Origin of the sequence: Paenibacillus sp. OK060, assembly GCF_900101205.1 — a bacterium.
Taxonomy (GTDB): Bacteria; Bacillota; Bacilli; order Paenibacillales; family Paenibacillaceae; genus Paenibacillus; species Paenibacillus marchantiae.
The window spans coordinates 550,359-572,966 of record NZ_FNFR01000004.1; the positions used below are offsets into that span (position 1 = coordinate 550,359).

Consider the following 22,608-nt stretch of genomic DNA (forward strand, 5'->3'; position numbering starts at 1 on the left):
ATTACTACAATGGGATAGGCCGGTGGGGGATACTTTTATACTGAAGGTGTCTTTATAAATTCAATTGGATTCGTACTTGGTTCCAGCAGTAGCGGAATGGAGAGAGAGCTTATGGTGTCCTCTTCATCCGTCTTAAACGTAAAAGTGATTTTCAAGCCAAACAGGACAAGCTCTACGGAAAACGTATCTTTTCCAGTGTATTCCATAGGCATTTCAATGGCATTCAATGTGGCCTGTAACCCATCGTTCGTCTGTTGAATAACGATCTCGCCGTAACCCGGATGATTATAACTTCCCGCATACGCATGGATAGGACGATCATGGGGATGAACCTGAGCTTCCACTGGTTTTTCCTCAACCGAGGTTTCTGGCGTAGTTGGTGTTTCTATGTTGTCTGTTGCTGCTTCGGAATCAGTTGAATCTCCAGTCATTAATTTGGCTAATCTCCCACTCCAATCTACAGGTTTCAATTCAAGCAAACGATCAATAACATTAAAAGAAATCGTGTAGGGAAGAATGCTTCCATTGGTATTGCAAAGGACTACAACACCGATCTGTTCCTCTGGTAAAAAGGCGACCTGTGAAGCGAATCCATCGATTGCCCCGCCGTGATGAATCATGGCGTTCCCGCGATAAGAATCGATCATCCAGCCCAGACCGTACGTGCTAACAGGCAGCTCTTTGCTGTGGAATGGTGAATCACAAGCCATTTGCGGGCTGTGTGTAACAGCCAACTGTTCTTTGGAAATCAGTTGATTCCCACCCTGTTGCCCTTGATTCAACTGAAATTGCACCCAGGCGATCATATCGACCAGATTGCTGTTAATGGAGCCAGCAGGGCCTACGGCATCAATTTTCCGAAAAGGTATCCGCGTATTCTCACCATTTTGATCCATATAAGGGAAGGCGAAGTCAGGTTGATTCTGCATCTCATCGACAGAGAAGACACTTGAATTCATACCAAGTGGGTTAAACAGGGACTCCTGGACAACATTCTCCCATGAAGTTCCTTTGAGTTGACCCACCAGATAACCAGCGGCCATATACATCAGGTTCTGGTATTGCCATTTGTTCCGAAAGTCCTCATTAGGCTCCAGATACTGAAGCGCGTTTACGAGTTCTTCTCTGCTCCGTGATGAGTTATACCATGCCATATCGTGCCTTGGAAGTCCGGAGCGATGACAGAGCATATCGCGGATGGTCAGGCGTTCTGTAGCTACCGGATCGAACATTTTGAAGTCTTTCAAATAAGTTCTAACAGGTGTGTCCCACTTCAGAATGTCCTGATCGACGAGCAGGGCAGCGGTTGATGCTGTGAAGGCTTTGGTACTTGAACCGATCGCGAATAGGGTATGGGGTGTAACTTCAAGCTGGGACTCCAGATCGCGATAACCGTATCCTTTTTGCAAAATGACTTCATCCTTGTGAATAACCGCTACCGCCACACCTACTCCTTTCCAACGTTGAAGCTGCTCTTCCACAAAATCATCCAATCCATTCAGCAATGAGTGAAGATAGGTTGTGTTCATTATTTTCCTCCAATTTAAAATAGAGTTGTACATCAATTAAGCTACATAATCGTGGTATGTAATTACATGGGTTGGGTTGTTATCTGTATTTACTATGAAGAATCTGGTTGGATTTTACATCCTACCCGAGACTGATTTTGTTACCAGATAGGGTATTGCGGCACTGATTGATGGAATGCTTGTCAAACTAGTCCGCATATATCGAACAAGTCCCTCATAACATGTACTAATCAAGTAGGGGTTCTGCTGTACGCACAATCCTGAAGTGAAAACATGTGCTAAAGGGGATGATGTCATGCGCCGAATATCATGGATGCTTGCCATGGTATTGGTCTTATCGACCTTACTTGCCGCCTGCGGGAAGAAGGATGCGGCAGCCGTGGTCAAAGATCTGAACGAAGTCGTAGGAGAAATGGAAAGTTATCAGGGGGCAGGCGTTATGACGCTGCATACCGGAGATACGCCGCAGCAGTACAAGGTCGAGGTATGGCATCAAAAGCCTTCATATTATCGTATCGCGTTAACGAATGCCAAAAAGGATGTAACACAAATTGTACTGCGCAATGATGAGGGCGTATTTGTCCTGACACCGAGTCAGAACAAAAGCTTCCGTTTCCAGAGTAACTGGCCGGATAACCAAGGCCAGGTTTACCTCTACGAGACGCTGATCCGCAGCATAACAGGTGATTCGACCCGCCAGTTTGCCGATGAGAAGGAAAGCTATGTATTCGATGTAGCTGCCAACTACAATACACATGCATTGGTCAGACAGAAAATATGGTTAAACAAAAGCGATTACGCTCCAAAACAGGTAGAAGTATCCGACTCGAATGCCAATGTGGTGGTCGATGTGAAGTTCGATAGCTTCAAATTTGGTACCGAATTTGAGAAAGACGCTTTTGATATGCAGCGTAATATGACTGCTGCTAATGAAAATGGTGGCAAGGTTGGTACTGACTCAGGCGCGGCTCCTGCTGGGGAGGGTAAAGAGACTACCAATCCTCAAGCTGCAACAGAGGAAGGTTCTGCATCCAATCCAAGCGGAACCGTTAGTGATGGACAGACGGGTGTGAGTGATAACGCCGAGCAGCAAGGTTCTGAAGATCCAGCCAGTGGGAAAGGAACCGAAGAACCGACATCGGCCGAGCCGGAAGGTACAGGCAGCTTCGGGGTTATTCAGCCGACCTATGCACCGGAAGGCGTCAAGCTGAAAGACGATCAGATCGTGGAAGGATCAGGAGACTATTCGGTTATGCTTCGCTACGAAGGAACATATAATTACACGATTTTTGAAGCGCGGCCGCAGGACAGAGCGGTATCACTTGCGCCATCCAGTGTCGTGGATCTTGGATTCACGCTGGGTATGTTGAGTGGAGATGCCTTACAGACACTTACATGGATGACAGATGGAGTGGAGTACCGGATCACAAGTGCAGATCTTCCACAGAATGAGATGGTACAGATTGCGACATCGATGCAGGAAGAGTCAGGGAAATGATTTGCAAAGTATAGTCGTCCTAACATAAGGAATGCTAAGAAGCATCGGAGATGAATTCTCCGGTGCTTTGCTGCATATACAGGTCTTCGTTCCTGTTTTATATCAGTGATTCGCAGGATTTGATTTTCAGTTGAAGCTATGTGTATCAACAGCCAATGATCCTGCGTAAGATAAGCAAGGATTAGGTCCAGTGTACTCAATAATGCAAAACACGCTTCTACGCGGGAGGAACCGGGTAAATAATACGATATAAGCAGATGAGTTACGTTATGGAGAGATAAATATCTCATTCATGGTCTGGCTTATAGGTCTTATTCCGCGTTTGCTCCCGACTTCAGGATAGCGCTCCTGTATGTGTTTTGGACTACAGATCTTCCGTTCATTTGACAGTCACATGCTTGAGCATTACGATGGAGTCTGACGTGAGCCGGATTAAGATGATTAGAGAAGGTGACTTAACGTGCAAGAACAATATCGGCCGACCCAAGCGGAAATCAATTTGGATCATTTGTGCAACAACGTAGACGCTTTCCGTGAAACATTGCCGCAAGGCAAGAAACTGCTCGCTTGTGTGAAGGCTAATGCCTATGGACATGGGGCAGTGGAGATGGCCAGAGAACTGGAACGAGTTGGCGTGGATTACTTAAGTGTAGCTTTTCTTGACGAAGCGCTTGAATTGCGACAACACGGAATTACCCTTCCGATTCTGGTATTGGGCTACACGCCGCCAGAAGGCATCGCTGAAGCATGGAAACATGATGTAACCATTACGCTGTTCAGTAAGGAAGTACTCGAAGCCATTCAACATCTGGAGACGGGCACATCCTCTCGTAAGCTCAAGGTTCACATCAAAATCGACAGCGGCATGGGCAGACTTGGCCTGTTGCCTGGCGAAGAGGCAGTTGCTTTTATTCAGGAAGCAGCCAAGCTGAAGCAGGTGATGCTTGAAGGCATGTTTACCCATTTTGCCAAGGCGGATGAAAAAGACAAGACCTATACACTGGAGCAGTATCGACGGTTCCGAGGCGTGGTTGATGCGCTGCGGGATCAGGGATGTGTCATCCCGATTATACATACGGCGAACAGCGCCGCTACCATTGATACACCGGAGTTGTCCTACGATATGGTACGTGTGGGAATTAGTCTGTACGGATTGTATCCTTCGGGAGAGGTGAATCATCAGGTAGTGAAGCTGTCCCCGGTATTGACACTGAAGACGAAGGCGGTTCTGGTCAAAACGCTGCCACCTCATTGGGGTGTCAGCTACGGAACCCGTTATGTAACACAAGGGAACGAACGAATAGCGACCCTGCCTATAGGCTATGCAGACGGATTTTCAAGAATGCTGTCAGGTAAAGCACAAGTACTTGTGCGCGGCCGCCGCGTTCCTGTCGTCGGTACGATCTGCATGGATCAGTGTATGGTGTCGCTACAATCTTTTGCAGCAGAAGCAGAAGAAATTCAAGTCGGCGAAGAGGTTGTTCTCATCGGTCACCAATCGGGTGCAGTCATAACTGCAGACGAAGTGGCATCTCAGCTCGGTACGATTCCCTACGAAGTGATCTGCATGATGGCGCATCGAATCCCGCGGGTTTATACCCGTAATGGAGCAGTAGTCGCCAGAATCAACCCTCTTTTGACATCCTGATAGCTCGACTGGACGCTATTACCAATAAACTTTTTTTCAGAACAGAAGGAAAACTGTCGGAGCATCTCGAATTATGAATGATGACTGGGATGAAAAATCCTGAAAAGAGATGTTTGGTCTGTACGAATATTGTTCCCCGTGTTTATAATGGAGTACAGCATACTTGATATACTCGGGGCATATATATTCCTTTGTATAAAAGTTCTGGAAAAACGTAATACTGGTTCACAATGGCGAAAGGTTTGTGGGGGTGGAAGAAAGGTGGCCAACTTGCAGAACACCAAGCGGATCATGATCAGTTTGCCTGATTATCTTTTGCAAGAAGTGGATGGCATCGTAGCGCTGGAGAATTCCAACCGCAGCGAATTGATTAGGCAGGCCATGAAGCTGTATTTGACGGAGCGTAAGAAAAGTTACATCCGTGAATCGATGCAGCGAGGGTACATGGAGATGGCGAAGATTAACCTCACCATGGCATCCGAGGCCTTTCACGCGGAGGAAGATGCGGACAGCACTCTGGACCGCTTAGTTAGCGGGGTGTAGACATTGATCGTAAAACGCGGTGATGTTTTTTTTGCGGATCTTTCTCCCGTTGTTGGTTCCGAGCAAGGTGGAGTCAGGCCGGTTCTGGTCATCCAGAATGACATCGGCAACCGGTTTAGTCCTACTTGTATTGTGGCGGCGATCACCGCCCAAATCCAAAAGGCAAAGCTGCCGACGCATGTAGAGATTGATGCGGCGGCACACGGCTTTGACCGGGACTCGGTTATTTTGCTCGAACAAATACGGACGATTGATAAGCAGAGGCTGACCGACAAGATTACCCATCTGGACGAGGAGACCATGAAACTGGTCAACGAAGCCTTACAGATCAGCCTGGGTTTAATCGATTTTTAAGGCACCAGGCAGTTGTTTCTTTGTTCTGCCGTGCCATCCGTAGACAATGGATGTTCCTTGCAGGAACACACAATTTCAGACAGCAATCAAAAGAGCGTACAACAGCCTAATGGCTGGGGTACGCTCTTTTGATTAAAGCTTCATGAAAGCGTAGAACATTGTGAAGCTTTTCGTTATAATGATACCTGAGAAACCGTTTACGTTAATCGACATATATAGAGGTGGAGGAGACATATGAGCATTTATATTGATCAGGAGAAGCTTCAATTTCATCTACAGACTCAAAAGGCAAGCTATGTATTTCAGGTCCTGCCTTCGGGATATTTGGTACATTTATATTATGGCAAAAAACTGCGTGATACCGATCTGAGCTGGCTTCATGTGCGTACAGAGCGTGCTTCGTTCAGCCCAAATCCGGTGCCGGAAGATCGGACGATCTCTTTCGACACGTTGGCAGTAGAACTGCCGGTGTATGGTACAAGTGATTTCCGTAATCCGGCAATCCAATTGGAGCTTGAGAATGGTTCAACCGTTTCGGAGTTTACGTATACAGGCCATCGACTGATCAAAGGAAAGACAGCGCTTACCGGACTGCCTGCAACTTATGTTGAGTCCGACGATGAAGCCGAGACACTCATCGTTGAACTGGAGGACCGTGTTGCAGGGATCAAGATTGAACTTAGCTACACGGCCTTTACGGCCTTTAATGCGATTACGCGTTCCATGCGGATCATTAATGAGAGCGCTACCTCGGTGAATATTGCACGTGCGCTCAGCTCTTCCGTTGATTTCCCGCATGCCGATTACGAATTGCTGCAATTGTCAGGAGCATGGACGCGTGAACGGGACATCGTTCGCAGACCGCTTGCTTCCGGCCTGCAAGGCATCGAGAGTCGTCGAGGCTCAAGCAGTCACCAGCAGAACCCGTTCATTGCACTGATGACACCGGGTACAGACGAAGATCAGGGTGAAGTCTACGGGTTCAGTCTTGTATATAGCGGCAGCTTTACAGCACAGGCAGAAGTGGATCAGTTCCACACCACTCGTGTATCGCTTGGAATCAATCCATTTGAGTTCAGCTGGAAGCTGGATTCGCAGGAGTCATTCCAGACGCCTGAGACGGTCATGGTCTATTCGGACGCAGGTCTCGATGGTATGTCTCAGTCGTATCATAATCTGTATCGCGAACGCCTTGCACGTGGCAAGTTCCGTAATGCAGAGCGTCCGGTTCTGGTCAACAACTGGGAAGCGACCTATTTCGGCTTCAACGCAGATAAGATTGAACAGATCGCCCAGGCAGGCAAGAAGCTTGGCATTGAACTGTTCGTACTGGATGATGGATGGTTCGGACATCGGGACAGCGATAACTCCTCACTTGGTGACTGGATTGTGGACAAGAACAAATTGCCACAAGGCCTGGATGATTTGGCCAACCGGGTAACCAGTTTGGACATGCAGTTCGGACTATGGTTCGAGCCTGAAATGATTTCGCCAGACAGCGAATTGTACCGTGCTCATCCGGACTGGTGTTTGCATGTGCCGGATCGTCGTCGTACGGAAGGGCGTCAACAATTGGTACTCGATTTCTCCCGTCAGGATGTGCGTGATGAGATTGTACGCATGCTAAGCGATGTGCTTGGATCTGCGCCGATCACTTATGTGAAATGGGACATGAACCGGAATATGACGGAAGTGGGTTCTGCATTGCTTCCAGCAGATAGACAGCGTGAGACTGCGCATCGTTATATGCTTGGATTGTACGAAGTCATGGAACGTATTACTTCGGCGTTCCCGAATATCCTGTTCGAGAGCTGTTCAGGTGGTGGCGGCCGTTTTGATCCAGGTATGCTGTATTACATGCCGCAAACGTGGACCAGCGATAATACGGACGCGATATCCCGCCTGCGTATTCAGTATGGTACAAGCCTGGTATATCCGGTAAGTTCAATGGGGTCACATATCTCAGCGGTTCCAAATCACCAGGTCAACCGAATTACTTCTTTAGAGATTCGTGGACATGTCGCGATGTCGGGTAACTTTGGATACGAGTTGGATTTGACTCGTTTCACAGAGGAAGAGAATACTATTGTAAAGGCGCAGGTTGAACTGTACAAAGAAATTCGGGGAACCATCCAATACGGAACGTTCCGGCGCCTGCTAAGTCCGTTTGAGGGAAATGAAACGGCATGGATGTTTATTGCCCCAGATGGCAGCGAAGCCGTTGTATTCTACTTCCGTGTGCTGTCTGAACCAAATGCACCGCTCCAACGTCTGAAGCTGAAGGGCCTCGACCCTGATGCGGATTACCGCCTGAAAGGTGGTTCCGAGACGTTTACCGGGGATGCGCTGATGTATGGTGGGATCTCTGTAGGCCGTGCATCGGGAGACTATTGGAGTGAAATGTTCCGCTTCGAACGGGTATAATAAACTGGCGTGAATGCAGTGTTTGTCAGGGGAGACCGGAAGACGTCGGGGAGACGTTTTTCGGTCTTTTCTTATGGTTGAGATGAAGGTTTGATACGTAATCTCAATTGTAAGAACTTGTAACCAGGACGAATGCTGGAAATCTGAACGGGATTTTGTGATAATATAGGGGAGAGGAATCTGCATGAATGCAGGTTCGATACTGTGATTACAGCAGCAAAGCTGCCCTGAACAAGCTTCAACTGAACGATTCAGGAAGGAAAGAGGGATTTATTTGTCTGAACAGGAAACGGTTCTGGAACCCAATGAAGAAACAATAAAGGCAGAACGCCATGAACGAATCATCAAACAGGTAGCCAAGGAACTGTCACTGTCCTTGAAGCAGGTCCGCACAACGTCGGAGCTTCTGGACGAAGGCAATACGATTCCATTTATCGCCCGCTACCGTAAAGAAATGACTGGAGAGCTGGATGAGAACCAGCTGCGGCTCATTGAAGAACGCATCGTATACTTGCGTAATCTGGAAGACCGCAAAGTGGAAGTCATCCGTATTATAGAGGAACAAGGCAAGCTGACCGGAGAACTGAAACAGTCTATCACTCAGGCAGTTAAGCTGCAGGAAGTGGAGGACTTGTACCGTCCGTTTCGTCAGAAGCGGAAAACCCGTGCCAGTGTAGCGAAGGAAAAAGGTCTCGAACCACTCGCTGTCTGGATCTGGGGTCAACCAAAGCAAGGGAACCCTCTGGAGGAAGCTGCGCGTTATATCAATGCTGAACTTGGGGTAGAAGATGCAGAGGTTGCAATTCAGGGAGCCAAAGACATTTTGGCTGAGAATATTGCAGATGATGCTGCTATTCGTGCATGGATTCGTCGTTATACGCTCGATCATGGCATGCTGACTTCGGAAGCGAAGGATGCTGAGCAGGAGTCTGTATATGAGAACTACTATGATTATCGTGAATTAGCCAAAAAAATGCCTCCTCACCGTATTCTCGCCATTAACCGCGGTGAACGTGAAAACATTTTGAAAGTGGGTCTGGACGTGCAGCCTGAACCGGCTCACCGTCATATGGAAGGACAAATCATCAAGGGTGCATCTGCGGTCCAAGACGTTTTGCGTGCTGTGATTGAAGATGCTTACAAACGATTGATTGCCCCTTCGATTGAGCGTGAGGTTCGTGCAGAACTGACGGAAAAAGGTGAAAACCAAGCGATATCCGTATTCTCGGCTAATCTTCGTAATCTGTTGCTTCAGCCGCCAATTCATGGCAAACGTGTGCTTGGTGTCGATCCTGCCTATCGAACCGGTTGTAAACTGGCTGTGGTCGACGATACGGGCAAGCTGTTGGAAGTGGCTGTTACGTACCCAACGCCACCACACAACAAGAAGCGTGAAGCTGCCGAGGTTTTCCATCGGATGATCAAGCAATATGATATCGGGTTGATTGTTATCGGTAATGGTACCGGATCCCGTGAAACTGAACAGTTTGTTGCCGAGATTATTCAGGAGAACGGGGACGAAAGTCTCGTGTATCTGATCGTCAATGAAGCTGGAGCGAGTGTATATTCTGCATCCAAGCTGGCGCAAGAAGAATTCCCGGATCTTGACGTTGCTGAGCGGAGTGCTGCTTCGATTGCCCGTCGGGTGCAAGACCCGCTGGCTGAGCTGGTTAAGATTGATCCAAAAGCCATTGGTGTAGGCCAATACCAACATGACGTATCTCAAAAAATATTGGAAGAAAGCCTGAAGGCTGTTGTGGAATCCGCAGTTAACCATGTGGGCGTGGATGTGAACACGGCTTCGCCTTCACTGCTGTCCTATGTTGCGGGTGTAAATGCCACGATTGCCAAAAATATTGTGAAATACCGCGAAGAGAACGGCCGGTTCACGAATCGTCGCCAGTTGCAGAAAGTGCCGCGTCTGGGTGCCAAAACCTATGAGCAATGTGTAGGCTTTATGCGGATTGGCGAAGGTGAGAATCCGCTGGATCGCACACCGATTCACCCTGAATCGTATAAGGTCGTAGACCAGCTCTTTAAGGAGCTTCAGGTTGCGCTGGACAAGCTGGGCAGCAAGGAACTGTCTGTTCTCCTGTCGGAGCAACAACCGGAACAGCTGGCTGTGAAGCTGGATGTGGGTGTACCTACACTGCGTGACATTCTGGACAGCTTGCAGCGTCCGGGTCGTGACCCGCGTGAGGAAATGCCGCTACCGATCTTCCGCACGGATGTGCTCAAAATTGAAGATTTGGTGGAAGGCATGGAGCTGCAAGGTACGGTTCGTAACGTGATCGACTTTGGTGCTTTTGTTGACATCGGCATCAAGAGTGACGGGCTTGTCCACATCTCACAGCTGAGCAACGGTTACGTCAAACATCCGATGGATGTTGTATCTGTCGGGGATAATGTAACGGTTTGGGTGATGAACGTGGATACCAAAAAAGGCCGTGTCGGCCTCACGATGAAGAAACCTGCTTCTTCTAAGCAGTCTTCCTAAACCAGGCACAATGATCGGAAAACAGCCTTCCCTGTAATGGGAAGGCTGTTTGTTGTCAGTTATAATAGTACTGTTGCCCGTACTGTATCCTTCGAAGGGATTTTATGAAAGAAGTGAGAGCTTGAAGTGGACGGGGAGAGTGGCGTCAGATTCTTAGAGTTCGCTGTCCGCGCTGCGCGGGGTGCCACTTGTCGGTTTGTTTCGGTAAAAGAACCAGCATTCGTTCAGCAGCTTGATCTGTCTGCTGTCTTTTTTGTGAAATGCACGCATCAGTTGATTGCAAAGCCATTGAGGCAAGGGTATCTCCTCCTCTTGCATAATTCATCTGTACGTTAGCATATGTGGCAATAGCCTGGACTGTGCGAATTAACCCTTGATGAACTCGGAAAATTCAATATCTATACGGATATGTACTGAAGAGCGGGGCGTATGAATGTAGGGTTGAAAGAAAATGAAAAAAAGCGCAGCCCCTGTTTTTAGGAGATGCGCTTTTAGTTCCATCCTGCATTAATAATAAGTCCATAGGTGGATTAGAGTGATTCCATCTCTTCTTCATACCATTGCTCTAATTGAGCCTGAAGCGCCCGGATCTCAGTGAGCAGGGAAATCAAAGGATATTCACTCTCTCTTAGTGCTGCAAAGCTTTGTTCAAGCGCATTGATATAATCAAGGCCTCCGATGATGGAGAGTTGCTCGTCCAGAAGATCAAGATTGTCACATTCGGCGATTGCCCAAGGCAGAACAGGTACATCTGCTGCGGTAAGTTTGTCAATTTCTTTGTGCAGGCGCAGGTTGAGCGCACTGAGTTGATAAGCGTAATCGGCAGGCATTTCCACAAACTGCAATTGCTGTTCCTGCTGCAGGATGACGTAGCGCATTGTAGGCATAACGAGTAATAATCTCCCCTCATACATTCTACTTGACAGTGTAGCCTACGAAACGGTTAAAATTCAAGTATTATGGCGGAAAAACAAATGGCCCAAGAGGTGTGAAAGGAGGACAAACCGATGGAAAATGAGGAATTGCAGCAATGGATTGAGCAGGTGTCACTCGATCATTTCGGGGTTCCGTTCACTCACGAGGCGCTGTTTAACCGTCGTCTGACGACTACAGGTGGGCGTTATATGCTCAAGAGTCACCGAATAGAGATTAATCCTCATCAGCTCGAAGCCTATGGGCGGGAAGAGGTTGAAAAAATCATCAAGCATGAGCTTTGTCATTACCATCTGCACATTCGTGGACGCGGCTACCAACACCGGGACCCTGAATTCAAAGCCTTGTTGCAGAAGGTGGGCGGTTCGCGATTCTGCCAGTCCCTTCCGGATGGAAAGGGCAGAAAGCCATTACCGTATCGCTATAAGCTGGTGTGCAAGAGCTGTGGCACGGAATATTTGCGTAAACGCAAAGTTGATCCGAAGCGGTACCGCTGTGGTCGATGTGCCGGCAAGTTGCTATTGAGTGAAATATAGTGAAAATAAAGTCTATCCGAATTATATATAGCCATCTTAAGAAAATTGTAATGTTTTTATTAACATCCTTGTCATTATTTTGTAGTAAGCTGGTGTAGTTCAGATCACCAAAAGAGTAATGGCTAAGGAGGAAAGAAGATTGGCAAAGTATAGGGTACTTGTAGTAGATGACGATCCCGATATCCGCAACGCGATTGAGATTTATTTGCGGATTGAAGGAATCTTGGTGACTAAGGCAGCAGATGGGCAGGAAGCGATAAGAAAAGTCAGGGAAGAAGAAGTTCACCTCATTGTGATGGATGTAATGATGCCCATTCTGGATGGTATACAAGCAACTTTCAAAATACGCGAGGACTGCAATGTACCGATTATTTTTTTATCTGCCAAAACCGAGGACAGCGACAAAATTCTTGGTCTGAATATTGGAGCTGATGATTACATAGCCAAACCCTTCAATCCATTAGAACTGGTGGCTAGAGTGAAGTCCCAGTTGCGTCGATTTACAGGACTTGGAACACAACAAATCGACCGGGATAATGAACAAGAAATTGAGGTTCGGGGGCTAGTACTTAACAATAGGAGAAAAAAAGTAACGCTGGAAGGTGAAGAGATTCGATTGACTCCAACGGAGTTTCATATTTTAAAATTGTTGATGGAGAATACGGGACGCGTTTTTGCCATTGATGAAATCTATGAACGTGTTTGGAAAGAGCCGGCCTTTCAGCCGGAAAACACGGTGGCTGTACATATTCGCCGAATCAGGGAGAAGATTGAGTTTAATCCCAGAGAACCGAAATATGTAAAGGTGGTGTGGGGCATTGGCTACAAGATGGAAGGTTAATGTGATTCCCTATATGGTTCGATTTGTTTTGATCAGTTGCAGTACCCTCATGTTTTTTTATGCCGTCTCACGAAGTTTCCAGAATATTGATTTTGTTTTTCGAGGCTGGGGTGTTCAGAGTGATCCGTCTTTAATCATATGTTTGTTCCTGATCGCTGTTTTATTTGTGTTTAGGAACCGATTCCCACTGCCTCCGGAGAGCAGATATGTGAAGATGAAGAATTGGATGTCGGTCAGATTAACTATGGATGTACAAATATTGCTTTATTTTGTCATCGGTTTAGCGTTGTTCTATGGAACGATTCTTGTCATGCAGGGGAACGGCATACGGATGAGCCAACATGAGTGGATCAACGACTTTGTCATGTATTTATCTGCATTCCTGTTATCATCCTTGCTGCTCTGTTTTGCTGGGGAGTATGGTAGGGCGGGAATTCGGTTGATCTCAGATCGAGCCGCGCTTTGTCAGATTCTCAATGAATTATGGTTACGTACGACGATCCATATGATACGGGATGAACTGAAACATGGGACCCCACCTGGAAATAGGATCATCAAAACCCTCATCGTTTGTTTTGTATCTCAATTCGTATTACTGATCATTGCGTTTGTGGTAGAGGTATTTAGGTTTCCAATCCTACTGCTGATCGTGGCGTTCAGTGTGATTATCCTGGGTCAGATCGTACGAATCATTCATGGTTTGCAAGGTGTAACACAAGCCGCTTCGGCCATGGCTTTAGGACGTATGGACGTTCAGCTTCCTCAGCAGACAAACGGTATGCTTGACCAACTGACGATGCATATGAACGATATGAAGCAAGGAATTCAGAATACCGTCGAAAAAAGAGTGAGAAGTGAGCGAATGAAGTCGGAACTGATTACCAATGTCTCACATGATTTAAAAACGCCGCTGACCTCGCTGGTGAGCTATGTGGATTTATTAAAACGTAATGAAGGGACTGCTGAGGAAAAGGCAGAATATATTGAGGTGCTGCAACGCAAGACGAAGCGGCTGAGTGTACTTGTTGAAGATTTATTTGAGGCGGCTAAGATGGCCAGTGGGGATGTGGAGCTTCATTTGGAGCAGGTTGATGTTGCGGCCTTATTACATCAGGCTTTGGCGGAATATAGTGAGTCTATCGTACAGTCCGGTTTGATTTTCAGAGTAAGTAGTAGGGATGGTCCGATGTACGCTCACTTGGATGGAAAACGTACATGGCGTGTATTCGAGAATTTGCTTGGTAATGTCACTAAATACGGAATGAAGAATTCAAGGGTATTTATTGAATTATCAGAAGATGATGTGTATGTGATATTGTGTATCAAAAACGTTTCTACATATGAAATGCAGTTTGCAGCAGATGAAATATTTGAACGTTTCAAGCGGGGCGACCATTCCCGGAGCGAAGAAGGATCAGGGCTGGGTTTATCCATTGCGAAAAGTATTGTTGAGCTGCATGGAGGAAGAGTTAACATCGAAATTGATGGCGATCTGTTTAAAGTGACGGTCCATTTTCCAAAATGCATTCAGCAGAAGCAATAAAATAAGCGTTATGACCGACTTTTCTATGCGTTCGAATGAAAGATGCAAGGCTTCCAAGAAAGTCACCGAAGGCATGTTGACTTGGAATATTAATCATGATAAATTTAGGTTATTCAAGATTATTATTCCCTGATAGCTCAGTTGGTAGAGCACTCGACTGTTAATCGAGTTGTCACAGGTTCGAGCCCTGTTCGGGGAGCCATTCTTGGAGAGATACCCAAGTGGCTATAAGGGGACCCTCTGCTAAGGGGTTAGACTGCGTAAGCGGTGCGAGGGTTCGAATCCCTCTCTCTCCGTTCTGAACAAAACATAATCCCCCTCCTCAGTAACCTTTAACGGATACTGAGGAGGGGGATTTTTGATGTATCGTCATTTTGCCAATGTACAAGAAAAGAATGCCCGATTGCGTCCCTATAATGAAATGCCCAATACCTCGTACAAACCCTTCTTGCCAGCTTCCGTGACTTCCACGGAACGGCTGCCTTCCTTCTGGCGGGTCCAGTCCAGCTCAGACAAGCGGCGTCCCAGTTCGTCTCCCAGTACTCCGGAGATATGGTGACGACGCTCACTCCAATCCAGACACTTGCGAGCCACAGCGCGGCGTGATCCGGCTTTCCCTTCAAGCATAATGCCAAAAGAAGTGAACCATTGAATCCCTTTCTCTGTAATGTGGTAATCCTTGGCCTGCTCATCCTCAGGTTTTTCGAGATAACCTTCCCGTAATAAAGCTTCACACAACGATATCCCCAATTTTCCGGCAAGATGCCCATAACAGGTTCGAGCAAAGCTTAGATGTTGAAGCTGGTTGGACTGTTTGAGGGATCTCACTTGTACTGGTGCGGCGATACTTCCCATCGTCTCAATCAGAAAAGCAACCTCTTTGCCTGCGAGACGATAGTATCGATGTCGTCCTTGCTGTTCAACGACGAGCAGCCCGCCTTCTACCAGCTTGGCGAGATGACTGCTTGCTGTTTGAGGAGTAACACCCGCCATGTATGCAAGTTCGCCGGCAGGAAGCGCACGACCATCCAACAAAGCTTCCAAAAAAATAGCACGACTGGGATCAGCAATTAACGATGCAATCACAGAAATATTCGGATAGGTATTCATACTTCGATGATACCTTAACTATTGGTGTATTACAATTAATCATGCATGAATTAGAACCCAAGAGATGGAAGGGATGGATTGAAGAATGGAGGAAGAAACAATGTATACCAATGATAGATCGCAAGAAGAGTTTGGATCAGAGCATCAAGTGGGCTGGACCAGCGAATTGATACAGCACGAGGTGATAAATCCAAGTATTTTGTACTATGGCACACCGGTATTGCTGCTGAGCACGTTAAATGAAGATGGAACGACAAACTTGTCGCCCCTTTCTTCATCATGGGCACTTGGAGACTGCTTGGTACTTGGAGTCGGTATTCAGGGCAAAGCCTTTGAGAACCTGAGTCGTCATCCCGAATGTGTGATTAATCTGCCGGATGCATCCATGTGGGAGCAGGTTGAGGGACTGGGGCGTTATACCGGAATATATCCCGTTCCTGAGGAGAAAAGGAGGATGGGATTTGAGTTTTGCGATGATAAATTTGCCGTCTCTGGACTGACACCCCAAAGTTCAGTTCAGGTTGAGCCGGATAAAATAGAGGAATGTCCGCTCCAGATTGAAGCCGCGGTACAACACATTCGTATTCCCGAACATACACCTTTCATGGCGATTGTGGAAGTGAAAGCGTTGAAGGTACACGCACATACCCGACTGATTTCAGGTTTGAACAAGATTAACCCAGAGAAGTGGAACCCTTTAATTTATAATTTCCGACACTATTATGGACTTGGAGAAAGGTATGGGGAGAGTTTTCGGGCAGAGAAGTGATTTGTGGATTCTAAAATAGCATAGACTACCAATAAGTAATCCAGAATATATGAAGTGGGGCCAGTTGTGGTGCTACTTCTTTCTGTCTATATGAGGCTTCATTAAGGTTTCATGCGAGTAATCAAAGAATTCGGTTATTTTATTAGGCAGGGATTGGGTAAATAGTAAAGAAAGATACATGTAAGCATATACATAAGAGAGGTGATGAACATGGAAATGGAATACTTAATGCGTGTACTCATAGCTGGCATATGCGGCGTGTTGATCGGATATGAGCGCAAGAACCGAATGAAGGAAGCGGGGATACGTACACACTTTGTTGTTGCGGTGGGTGCAGCATTGATGATGATTGTATCTAAGTATGGCTTTCAGGATCAGGCAGGCTGGGCGAATCTCTCGCTTGACCCATCCAGGATTGCCGCACAGGTGGTCAGTGGGGTTGGCTTCATTGGAGCCGGGATGATCTTCACACAGCGCCACACGGTCCGGGGATTGACGACAGCGGCGGGAATCTGGGCGACTGCAGGAATGGGACTGGCTGTGGGTTCGGGATTGTATTGGACTGGGGCTGGGGTAACGCTGCTTATTGTAGTGGCACAGATGCTGCTGCATCGGCCGACACGCTGGTTGGTGTCCGCGAGAACAGAGACGCTGACCATTCGACTGCTAAAGGAAGGGGACACCCTCAAAACCGTTTTGGCTTTGCTTGGACAGGAGAAAATCTCGGTGGTTGGGTTCAAAACAGAACAGCAAATAAGCACAGACTCCGGGGAGGAGACTGTACTTGAATTCACTCTGCAACTGCCTGGATCATATCGGGCCGAGCAATTAATTGTTTTATTACAGGATGTGCCTCACGTTCGATCCGTTGATATGAGGTGAGCCCAGGCTATCGCTGGTTCGTTATGTCGCGCAATGCCGAGCTATCACGACAATCGATTACTGACCGCCTTCAACGACGGTCTCCGGCCGGGAAACGGGCTTGCCTTCAAGAACACACTGAATGGCATGTGCGACACCATGCTCCACATTGGTCAAAGAGATAGCCTTGGCAAGCGCCTTAATCTCCGGTTCAGCATTGCCCATGGCAATACCGAGTCCTGCCATTTTCAGCATGGATACATCGTTGAAGTTATCACCAATGGCTGCTGTATCTTCCATGGAAATGTTCAGATGAGCTGCCAGTTTGCTTAAGGCGTTACCTTTGGATACATCAGGATGCTGCATTTCAAAGTTGTGTTCAGAGGACACCACCATGGCTACATCGGAGCGAGAAGCAAAGTATTCGCGTCCCTGCTGCAATTGAGCCGGATCCATTGAAAAGGCCATAATATTGTAAATGTAAGCTTCGGAAGGGATTTCCTGATGGGAGTTTACGCGGTGATAGTCTTTCTTGTCATAGTGCTTCTTAACAGCTCGAATAAGGCGTTCAATATCCTCCCCAGGACTCGAACCCAGGATGCGATCCATCTCAGCGAGCATCGCCTCGTGGCTGCTTATAGGAGCGTAAATACCCTGTTGTGTGGAGGCCTCGTAGTAGCAATGATGATCCTCCAGCCACTGCATGACGGATGCGGCCGTTTCACGCTCAAGTGGAAGATGGAATAGGCGTTCACCGTTGGCATCGTGGATGGTAGCTCCGTTGGAGCCGATGACTGGTGTGTTAATTCCGCCTTCGCTGCTTATAGTTAATACGTCGGAATAGACCCGACCTGTAGCAATCGTAATCTTCAATCCTTCTTGTTGCGCCTTATGGATTGCAGCTGCGTTTTCCGGGCTGATCTGACTATCTCTGTTCAATAGGGTTCCATCTAAATCGGTAGCAAATAATTTCATATGTTACAACTCCTTTTCAATTGTAGGTTCAGGAATGAGAATCTCGACTTGTTGCTCGGCTAGAAAAGTCCGCCAATCTTGGGAAGGCCATTGATCTGTAATTAACATATCAACGAGTGACCAGTCCGCAAAACGATAACCATAACGCTTATCAAACTTGGAATGGTCAGCGAGTACAATAACCTGTTTTGCAGCCTGCATCATTTTGTGCTTGATCTTTCCTTCTTCTTCAGAGGCACTGAAGCCATCCATCGTAATTCCGCCAATGCCGATAAAGGCTTTGTCTACATAATAATGGGAAAGAGTTTCAATCACTGAAGTACCATAGACATAACGTTGCTCCTTATCGACTTTGCCGCCCAGCAAACGAATCTCGACAGCAGTATGATTGGAGAGAAGATCAGCTGAATAAATGGAATTGGTGATGACAGTACAGGACTTGCCATTTAGATTTTCGGCACAAGTCTGCACTGTAGTGGAAGAATCCAGAATAATGTGTTCGCCTTGGCGGACGATAGCAGCGGCTAGCTTGCCAATAGCTCTTTTTTCATTGGAAATGTGGAGCAAACGATCTTTATAGGATCGGTGCTCGTCTGGTGGAACGGGGAGAATTGCACCGCCGCGCGTTCGGATAATGGCATCCTGTTCTTCGAGTTTGATCAGATCCCTTCGTGCTGTGTCCCGGGAAACGTCAAAGAGGGATACAATATCATCAGCTGAGATGCGATTGTGTTTACGCAAATGTTCAATAATCAGCTGCATTCGTTCTTCCTGAAACAAACGTGCCGCCTCCTTATACGTAGCTGACCGTGTATATAACTGATAGGTTAATTATAAGTACTAATAATGATATTTGCAATATTATAAGTGAATGTAAGTGTATTTAAGTTTTTTGATATTAATTTAACAAAATGCGAAGATTACGATGATAAATTTGTGAAAGACATTTCAGGCGTGAGCAACGCTCTTGACCTCATGGAGAAGGGGAAAAGGAGTGCATAAAAAAAGTTTGAAAAAAAGTGTTGCACATTTAAGTTGGCCTATGATATACTCATTCTTGTCGCCAAGAAAGACAAGTTGTTTACAAGGCCCGTTGGTCAAGGGGTTAAGACACCTCCCTTTCACGGAGGTAACAGGGGTTCGAATCCCCTACGGGTCATTATCTTCACCACCTCAGGGATGTACAATCCTGATGAGGAATCCTCAAAAAGTCATAGCTCCTATACAAAAGAGTTACGCATGGCACACACACATTCGGTGAAGTTACAGCAAGAGCCATTAGCTCAGTTGGTAGAGCACCTGACTTTTAATCAGGGTGTCGAAGGTTCGAGCCCTTCATGGCTCACCATTTTTACAATTGAATATGCGGTCGTGGTGGAATGGCAGACACGCTATCTTGAGGGGGTAGTGGGTGTATACCCGTGGAGGTTCGAGTCCTCTCGACCGCATCACAGTAACAAACGTTATAAGATAGACTCTCATGATTATTCATGGGAGTCTATCTTTGTGTTATGAGAAATACCAGAACGTATTCCTGGGATTAAAAGGCTGAGGATTCAGGAAGGTTGTGGTATAATTTAGGTACATGTATTGATTATTACGGTTGGAAGGCGGTTCTGTATGCAGTCGATCTATGAGCGAATTGAACACCTGATTGCCGAACGAGGAATGACCAAGAAGGCTTTCTGCCAACAGCTGAAGATCAGCACGGGCAATCTGGGTGACTGGAAACGCGGTAAATCTATTCCGAGTACGAATAAACTAATTGAGATTGCTTCGTTTTTTGATGTGAGCCTTGATTGGCTCATGATTGGGCGTCCATCCAAGGAGGCGATGGTACGGGAAAAACGGGAGGATTATTTTTTTGACGTGTTGCGGCAATTGAATTGCCAAGAAAGCGAATTATCGACTGTGGAACAGTCTTTTATCAGTGAATATATTGAATTTACCCGTTATCGCAAATCCAAGGAAAGCAGAGATTCAGGCGACTTTCGTTACAAGGGAGAAGATAAGCCCAAAGGAGACGATCTGTTGTAGTACAAGTTAGTGGAAGCTACGACTTGACTGGATTATCTGCGTATATAAAAAAACCTCTGAACACATCCGAAACCCGTCGGAGAGTGGTCCAGAGGTTTTTTTCTTTGAAACTCGTTGCAACATGAACATGCGATTCCGAAAGTTGTTAGTCTGATAGACGTGTAGCCTTCACTTGCGGAATGTGAGGCTAGGTTTACCCAAAAGATCGGAGCGAAGGGTGTTCCAGATCTGAAGGCATTGCTCCTGAAGTTCCCAAGCAGCCATTCCGAGCAAACGAACACCAATCCCGCCTGTAGCGAGCAAACTAGCCCCGGCAAGCATGCGACCATCTGGGGGAAGAATGGACCGTACGGACTCCAACTGTGCTGCGCCCAATCCGGGGGCAATCATCCATAAAGCTGCAGTATGGGTGTAGTTTAACAACGCTGCGGATGATTTTGGATCGTCCGACTCTGGTTCGAGCCCGAAGCGATCCCATACGGCCAATTGCTTCCCTTGCCAGATTTCTGTCAGACTGCGATATCGCTTGAACTGAAAGACTTCTCCCCGATGAATCCGTCCAGCGGACCAGATATCAGCATACGCAAGTATTGCTTGTTCACCCAGCTCAAAGGTCGTGGTGAGTGATGATGAGCTGCCTTTAAACGGGATAACGCATTCAGGGAAGTACTCCAGCACCGCTCCTTGCTCCAGTCGAAAGTGATGGTTCACAGATGACGGAACAGTAGGTGTTGGATGAAGCCTCGTGGCTGATGTACTGCTTAGCATTAAGTGAGTGTTCTGGCCCAATTGCCATTCGGATCGATAATGATCACCGTTCAGCACGCCTGGAGAGACGTCTGAGGTGTATACACATAATTCATCTCCGCCACCCGGAGGTCGAAAGGATCGACTGAACCGCAGAGGGGCGCTATAATACCGATCGGTCATGACGGTGCGCCCGCCTTGGAGGGCGAAAGTGGCCCGAAGCTCGCTGCGGCGTATCACGGCCTCTCCGGTACTGCGGTTCGGTCCATGTTCAACTCCATGTGAAGAGGAAGAAGGATTAGTGGCTGTGAGTCGTTCCGTGCTCATGAGTGTGGGTATGCAGATGCGCAGCGGAAGCATCGTCATCCATATATTGATGTTCAAGCCAATGGACGATTTCGGATACCCCTTCACCACTCATCAGGTTCGACATCACATAAGGCCGTCCTTCGCGTACCCGTTCAGTATCATCCTTCATCACTTGCAGACTTGCGCCAACATAAGGGGCGAGGTCGGTCTTATTAATCAGTAGCAGGTCAGAACGTGTAATACCTGGACCGCCTTTGCGAGGCAGTTTTTCCCCTTGAGCCACATCAATAATGTAAATGAATACGTCCGCCAGTTCAGGGCTGAATGCAGCAGAGAGATTGTCGCCGCCGCTTTCGATAAAGATCAGTTGCAAGTCCGGGAAGCGTTCAATCAACTCATCAACGGCTTCAAAATTCATTGAAGCATCCTCGCGAATAGCTGTATGTGGGCATCCTCCTGTTTCTACACCGATAATACGTTCCGGCGCGAGCGCATTCTGACGCAGCAAAATCTCGGCATCTTCCTTTGTGTAAATATCATTGGTAATAACGGCCAGGCTGTAGCGTGTACGCAGTGCCTTGGACAGCTTCTCTACTAGGGCCGTTTTTCCTGAACCTACCGGCCCACCGATTCCGATTCGCATCGGGCGACTCCGATCAAATACCTTACGTTCCCACTCCGCATGATGCGTATGATTAGCTCCTCCACACATAACAAATTCCTCCTTGGTTTTGAATTATTGTAGTTAGGACATAAACAGACGGGCTGGCAGGCTCTCGTGCCGCATAGCGTAGATTTCCTGGGCAATACCGAAGCTGTGCATGTCTTCCGGGTCGTTATCCCGGATTTGAGACCATTCAGAATCAATATCATTCAAAAGTTTTTGGATAAGCATCTGTGCTTCGGTTTGCCCGATGGGCAGAAGACGCAGAGCGCTATTTACATAAGCATTAACTGAGGTGTACAGATGTCCGGTGACGGCTTCGTCCAGTCCAATTTCCAGCTGATAATTGATGTAGCCGTGAATGGTTGTAATGCCGCAAAATGCACCGTGTTCCTGTACGGCTTCATCGATTAGAGAAAAGTCCATCCACGGATATAGTGATCTCGCGAGTTTGAGTAATCGCTTACCCATCTTGTGCCCACTTTCCCGTAGTTCCCTGGGGGTTCGCTGGGCGTGTACACGTTTGTCGTAAAGGGCTAGAAGGGCGGCATCCTGTTGCTCAATGGCTTGGTAGACACCCTTGATGGCAAGACCATCGAGCCGTACGAGGCTGGAATGAAGCTGGCCGCGAATGAATTGTTCAAGCTGGGCGGTGGTCCGTATTCTACCGTCATGAGTGTATGCCTCCAGACCGAACGAGTGGGAGAACCCGCCAATGGGCAAGGCCGAATCCAGCAGTTGAACATAACGGAGTAATTTCGTGCCGCTGTGCATCATCATGCGTTTCCCC

General features: G+C 47.3%; 21 protein-coding genes and 5 tRNA genes. 17 read left to right on the forward strand and 9 right to left on the reverse strand.

Translation table 11 applies throughout. From position 1 onward, the window contains the following. Positions 1-35: 35 nt before the first annotated feature. Positions 36-1,529, reverse strand: a complete 1,494-nt coding sequence (locus BLS14_RS17615) for a serine hydrolase (protein ID WP_090953167.1) — start codon at positions 1,527-1,529, stop codon at positions 36-38. A 295-nt stretch (positions 1,530-1,824) separates the two neighbouring features. Here BLS14_RS17615 and BLS14_RS17620 point away from each other — a divergent pair, with 295 nt between their 5' ends. The 6 genes from BLS14_RS17620 to BLS14_RS17645 all read left to right on the forward strand — a co-directional run bounded on the left by BLS14_RS17620 (position 1,825) and on the right by BLS14_RS17645 (position 10,493). Beyond that, on the forward strand, positions 1,825-3,027 hold the full coding sequence (locus tag BLS14_RS17620; protein ID WP_090953168.1) for an outer membrane lipoprotein-sorting protein: 1,203 nt from the start codon (positions 1,825-1,827) through the stop codon (positions 3,025-3,027). A 460-nt stretch (positions 3,028-3,487) separates the two neighbouring features. Next, entirely contained in the window at positions 3,488-4,675 is a 1,188-nt protein-coding gene (alr, locus tag BLS14_RS17625) for an alanine racemase (protein ID WP_063564444.1), read from the forward strand. A 261-nt stretch (positions 4,676-4,936) separates the two neighbouring features. Then, complete coding sequence (locus tag BLS14_RS17630; RefSeq protein ID WP_090953170.1) at positions 4,937-5,218, forward strand: CopG family ribbon-helix-helix protein; 282 nt, start codon at positions 4,937-4,939, stop codon at positions 5,216-5,218. Between the two features lie 3 nt (positions 5,219-5,221). Beyond that, positions 5,222-5,572 (forward strand): type II toxin-antitoxin system PemK/MazF family toxin, encoded by a 351-nt coding sequence (locus BLS14_RS17635; RefSeq protein ID WP_024630714.1) that lies wholly within the window; start codon positions 5,222-5,224, stop codon positions 5,570-5,572. A gap of 234 nt (positions 5,573-5,806) precedes the next feature. After that, on the forward strand, positions 5,807-7,996 hold the full coding sequence (locus BLS14_RS17640; RefSeq protein WP_063564443.1) for an alpha-galactosidase: 2,190 nt from the start codon (positions 5,807-5,809) through the stop codon (positions 7,994-7,996). 274 nt (positions 7,997-8,270) lie between these two features. Continuing rightward, positions 8,271-10,493, forward strand: a complete 2,223-nt coding sequence (locus BLS14_RS17645) for a Tex family protein (protein ID WP_063564442.1) — start codon at positions 8,271-8,273, stop codon at positions 10,491-10,493. 153 nt (positions 10,494-10,646) lie between these two features. Here the strand turns inward: BLS14_RS17645 and cmpA are convergent, their stop codons facing one another. Next, positions 10,647-10,790: a cortex morphogenetic protein CmpA gene (gene cmpA / locus BLS14_RS17650; RefSeq protein ID WP_090808144.1), complete on the reverse strand. Its 144-nt coding sequence runs from the start codon at positions 10,788-10,790 to the stop codon at positions 10,647-10,649. A gap of 233 nt (positions 10,791-11,023) precedes the next feature. Beyond that, positions 11,024-11,380, reverse strand: a complete 357-nt coding sequence (locus BLS14_RS17655; protein WP_024630711.1) for a hypothetical protein — start codon at positions 11,378-11,380, stop codon at positions 11,024-11,026. Between the two features lie 120 nt (positions 11,381-11,500). Between BLS14_RS17655 and BLS14_RS17660 the strand changes: the two genes are divergently transcribed. The 5 genes from BLS14_RS17660 (at position 11,501) to BLS14_RS17680 (ending at position 14,642) form a co-directional block, all read left to right on the forward strand. After that, complete coding sequence (locus tag BLS14_RS17660) at positions 11,501-11,962, forward strand: SprT family protein (RefSeq protein WP_072734302.1); 462 nt, start codon at positions 11,501-11,503, stop codon at positions 11,960-11,962. A gap of 139 nt (positions 11,963-12,101) precedes the next feature. Continuing rightward, positions 12,102-12,803 carry a response regulator transcription factor gene (locus BLS14_RS17665; protein WP_090953172.1) on the forward strand — a complete coding sequence of 234 codons (702 nt, stop codon included), beginning with the start codon at positions 12,102-12,104 and terminating at the stop codon, positions 12,801-12,803. A 244-nt stretch (positions 12,804-13,047) separates the two neighbouring features. Continuing rightward, positions 13,048-14,346: a sensor histidine kinase gene (locus tag BLS14_RS17670; protein WP_256336544.1), complete on the forward strand. Its 1,299-nt coding sequence runs from the start codon at positions 13,048-13,050 to the stop codon at positions 14,344-14,346. Between the two features lie 126 nt (positions 14,347-14,472). Next, positions 14,473-14,548 (forward strand) — tRNA-Asn (locus BLS14_RS17675). A 5-nt stretch (positions 14,549-14,553) separates the two neighbouring features. Further along, positions 14,554-14,642 (forward strand) — tRNA-Ser (locus tag BLS14_RS17680). A gap of 115 nt (positions 14,643-14,757) precedes the next feature. Here the strand turns inward: BLS14_RS17680 and BLS14_RS17685 are convergent. Further along, entirely contained in the window at positions 14,758-15,456 is a 699-nt protein-coding gene (locus tag BLS14_RS17685; protein ID WP_090953174.1) for an ArsR/SmtB family transcription factor, read from the reverse strand. A 100-nt stretch (positions 15,457-15,556) separates the two neighbouring features. Here BLS14_RS17685 and BLS14_RS17690 point away from each other — a divergent pair, with 100 nt between their 5' ends. Both BLS14_RS17690 and BLS14_RS17695 read left to right on the forward strand, forming a co-directional pair. Then, a complete protein-coding gene (locus tag BLS14_RS17690) occupies positions 15,557-16,225 on the forward strand; it encodes a flavin reductase family protein (RefSeq protein WP_090953177.1) in 669 nt (222 codons plus the stop codon). Positions 16,226-16,435: 210 nt separating this feature from the next. Then, positions 16,436-17,107, forward strand: a complete 672-nt coding sequence (locus BLS14_RS17695; RefSeq protein WP_079695276.1) for an MgtC/SapB family protein — start codon at positions 16,436-16,438, stop codon at positions 17,105-17,107. Positions 17,108-17,164: 57 nt separating this feature from the next. On the opposite strand, the gene BLS14_RS17700 is transcribed toward BLS14_RS17695, so the two are convergent. Both BLS14_RS17700 and BLS14_RS17705 read right to left on the reverse strand, forming a co-directional pair. Further along, positions 17,165-18,061, reverse strand: coding sequence for a Cof-type HAD-IIB family hydrolase (locus BLS14_RS17700; RefSeq protein WP_063564437.1), 897 nt, complete (start codon positions 18,059-18,061; stop codon positions 17,165-17,167). A 3-nt stretch (positions 18,062-18,064) separates the two neighbouring features. Then, positions 18,065-18,841, reverse strand: a complete 777-nt coding sequence (locus tag BLS14_RS17705) for a DeoR/GlpR family DNA-binding transcription regulator (protein ID WP_063564436.1) — start codon at positions 18,839-18,841, stop codon at positions 18,065-18,067. 307 nt (positions 18,842-19,148) lie between these two features. On the opposite strand from BLS14_RS17705, the gene BLS14_RS17710 reads away from it, so the two are divergent. From BLS14_RS17710 to BLS14_RS17725, 4 genes are all read left to right on the forward strand, one after another. Beyond that, positions 19,149-19,220, forward strand: a tRNA-Glu gene (locus BLS14_RS17710). 113 nt (positions 19,221-19,333) lie between these two features. Next, a tRNA-Lys gene (locus tag BLS14_RS17715) sits at positions 19,334-19,409 on the forward strand. A 17-nt stretch (positions 19,410-19,426) separates the two neighbouring features. Further along, positions 19,427-19,509, forward strand: a tRNA-Leu gene (locus BLS14_RS17720). Positions 19,510-19,681: 172 nt separating this feature from the next. Next, entirely contained in the window at positions 19,682-20,098 is a 417-nt protein-coding gene (locus tag BLS14_RS17725) for a helix-turn-helix domain-containing protein (protein ID WP_063564435.1), read from the forward strand. 168 nt (positions 20,099-20,266) lie between these two features. On the opposite strand, the gene BLS14_RS17730 is transcribed toward BLS14_RS17725, so the two are convergent. The 3 genes from BLS14_RS17730 to BLS14_RS17740 are packed head-to-tail and all read right to left on the reverse strand — an operon-like array spanning position 20,267 to position 22,598. Then, positions 20,267-21,172, reverse strand: a complete 906-nt coding sequence (locus BLS14_RS17730) for an urease accessory protein UreD (protein ID WP_161490572.1) — start codon at positions 21,170-21,172, stop codon at positions 20,267-20,269. Beyond that, positions 21,144-21,866 carry an urease accessory protein UreG gene (ureG, locus tag BLS14_RS17735; protein WP_053781689.1) on the reverse strand — a complete coding sequence of 241 codons (723 nt, stop codon included), beginning with the start codon at positions 21,864-21,866 and terminating at the stop codon, positions 21,144-21,146. Before ureG ends, BLS14_RS17730 begins: the two co-directional genes overlap by 29 nt. Positions 21,867-21,899: 33 nt before the next feature. Further along, positions 21,900-22,598 (reverse strand): urease accessory protein UreF, encoded by a 699-nt coding sequence (locus BLS14_RS17740; RefSeq protein ID WP_063564433.1) that lies wholly within the window; start codon positions 22,596-22,598, stop codon positions 21,900-21,902. Positions 22,599-22,608 lie beyond the last annotated feature (10 nt).

Coding starts and splice junctions, on each gene's coding strand:
- BLS14_RS17725 (WP_063564435.1), top strand. CDS start 19,682: ATGCAGTCGATCTATGAGCGAATTGAACACCTGATTGCCGAACGAGGA.
- BLS14_RS17740 (WP_063564433.1), bottom strand. CDS start 22,598: ATGATGATGCACAGCGGCACGAAATTACTCCGTTATGTTCAACTGCTG.
- BLS14_RS17640 (WP_063564443.1), top strand. CDS start 5,807: ATGAGCATTTATATTGATCAGGAGAAGCTTCAATTTCATCTACAGACT.
- BLS14_RS17670 (WP_256336544.1), top strand. CDS start 13,048: ATGGATGTACAAATATTGCTTTATTTTGTCATCGGTTTAGCGTTGTTC.
- BLS14_RS17690 (WP_090953177.1), top strand. CDS start 15,557: ATGTATACCAATGATAGATCGCAAGAAGAGTTTGGATCAGAGCATCAA.
- BLS14_RS17620 (WP_090953168.1), top strand. CDS start 1,825: ATGCGCCGAATATCATGGATGCTTGCCATGGTATTGGTCTTATCGACC.
- BLS14_RS17655 (WP_024630711.1), bottom strand. CDS start 11,380: ATGCCTACAATGCGCTACGTCATCCTGCAGCAGGAACAGCAATTGCAG.
- ureG (WP_053781689.1), bottom strand. CDS start 21,866: ATGTGTGGAGGAGCTAATCATACGCATCATGCGGAGTGGGAACGTAAG.
- BLS14_RS17730 (WP_161490572.1), bottom strand. CDS start 21,172: ATGAGCACGGAACGACTCACAGCCACTAATCCTTCTTCCTCTTCACAT.
- BLS14_RS17685 (WP_090953174.1), bottom strand. CDS start 15,456: ATGAATACCTATCCGAATATTTCTGTGATTGCATCGTTAATTGCTGAT.
- BLS14_RS17615 (WP_090953167.1), bottom strand. CDS start 1,529: ATGAACACAACCTATCTTCACTCATTGCTGAATGGATTGGATGATTTT.
- BLS14_RS17695 (WP_079695276.1), top strand. CDS start 16,436: ATGGAAATGGAATACTTAATGCGTGTACTCATAGCTGGCATATGCGGC.
- BLS14_RS17660 (WP_072734302.1), top strand. CDS start 11,501: ATGGAAAATGAGGAATTGCAGCAATGGATTGAGCAGGTGTCACTCGAT.
- BLS14_RS17700 (WP_063564437.1), bottom strand. CDS start 18,061: ATGAAATTATTTGCTACCGATTTAGATGGAACCCTATTGAACAGAGAT.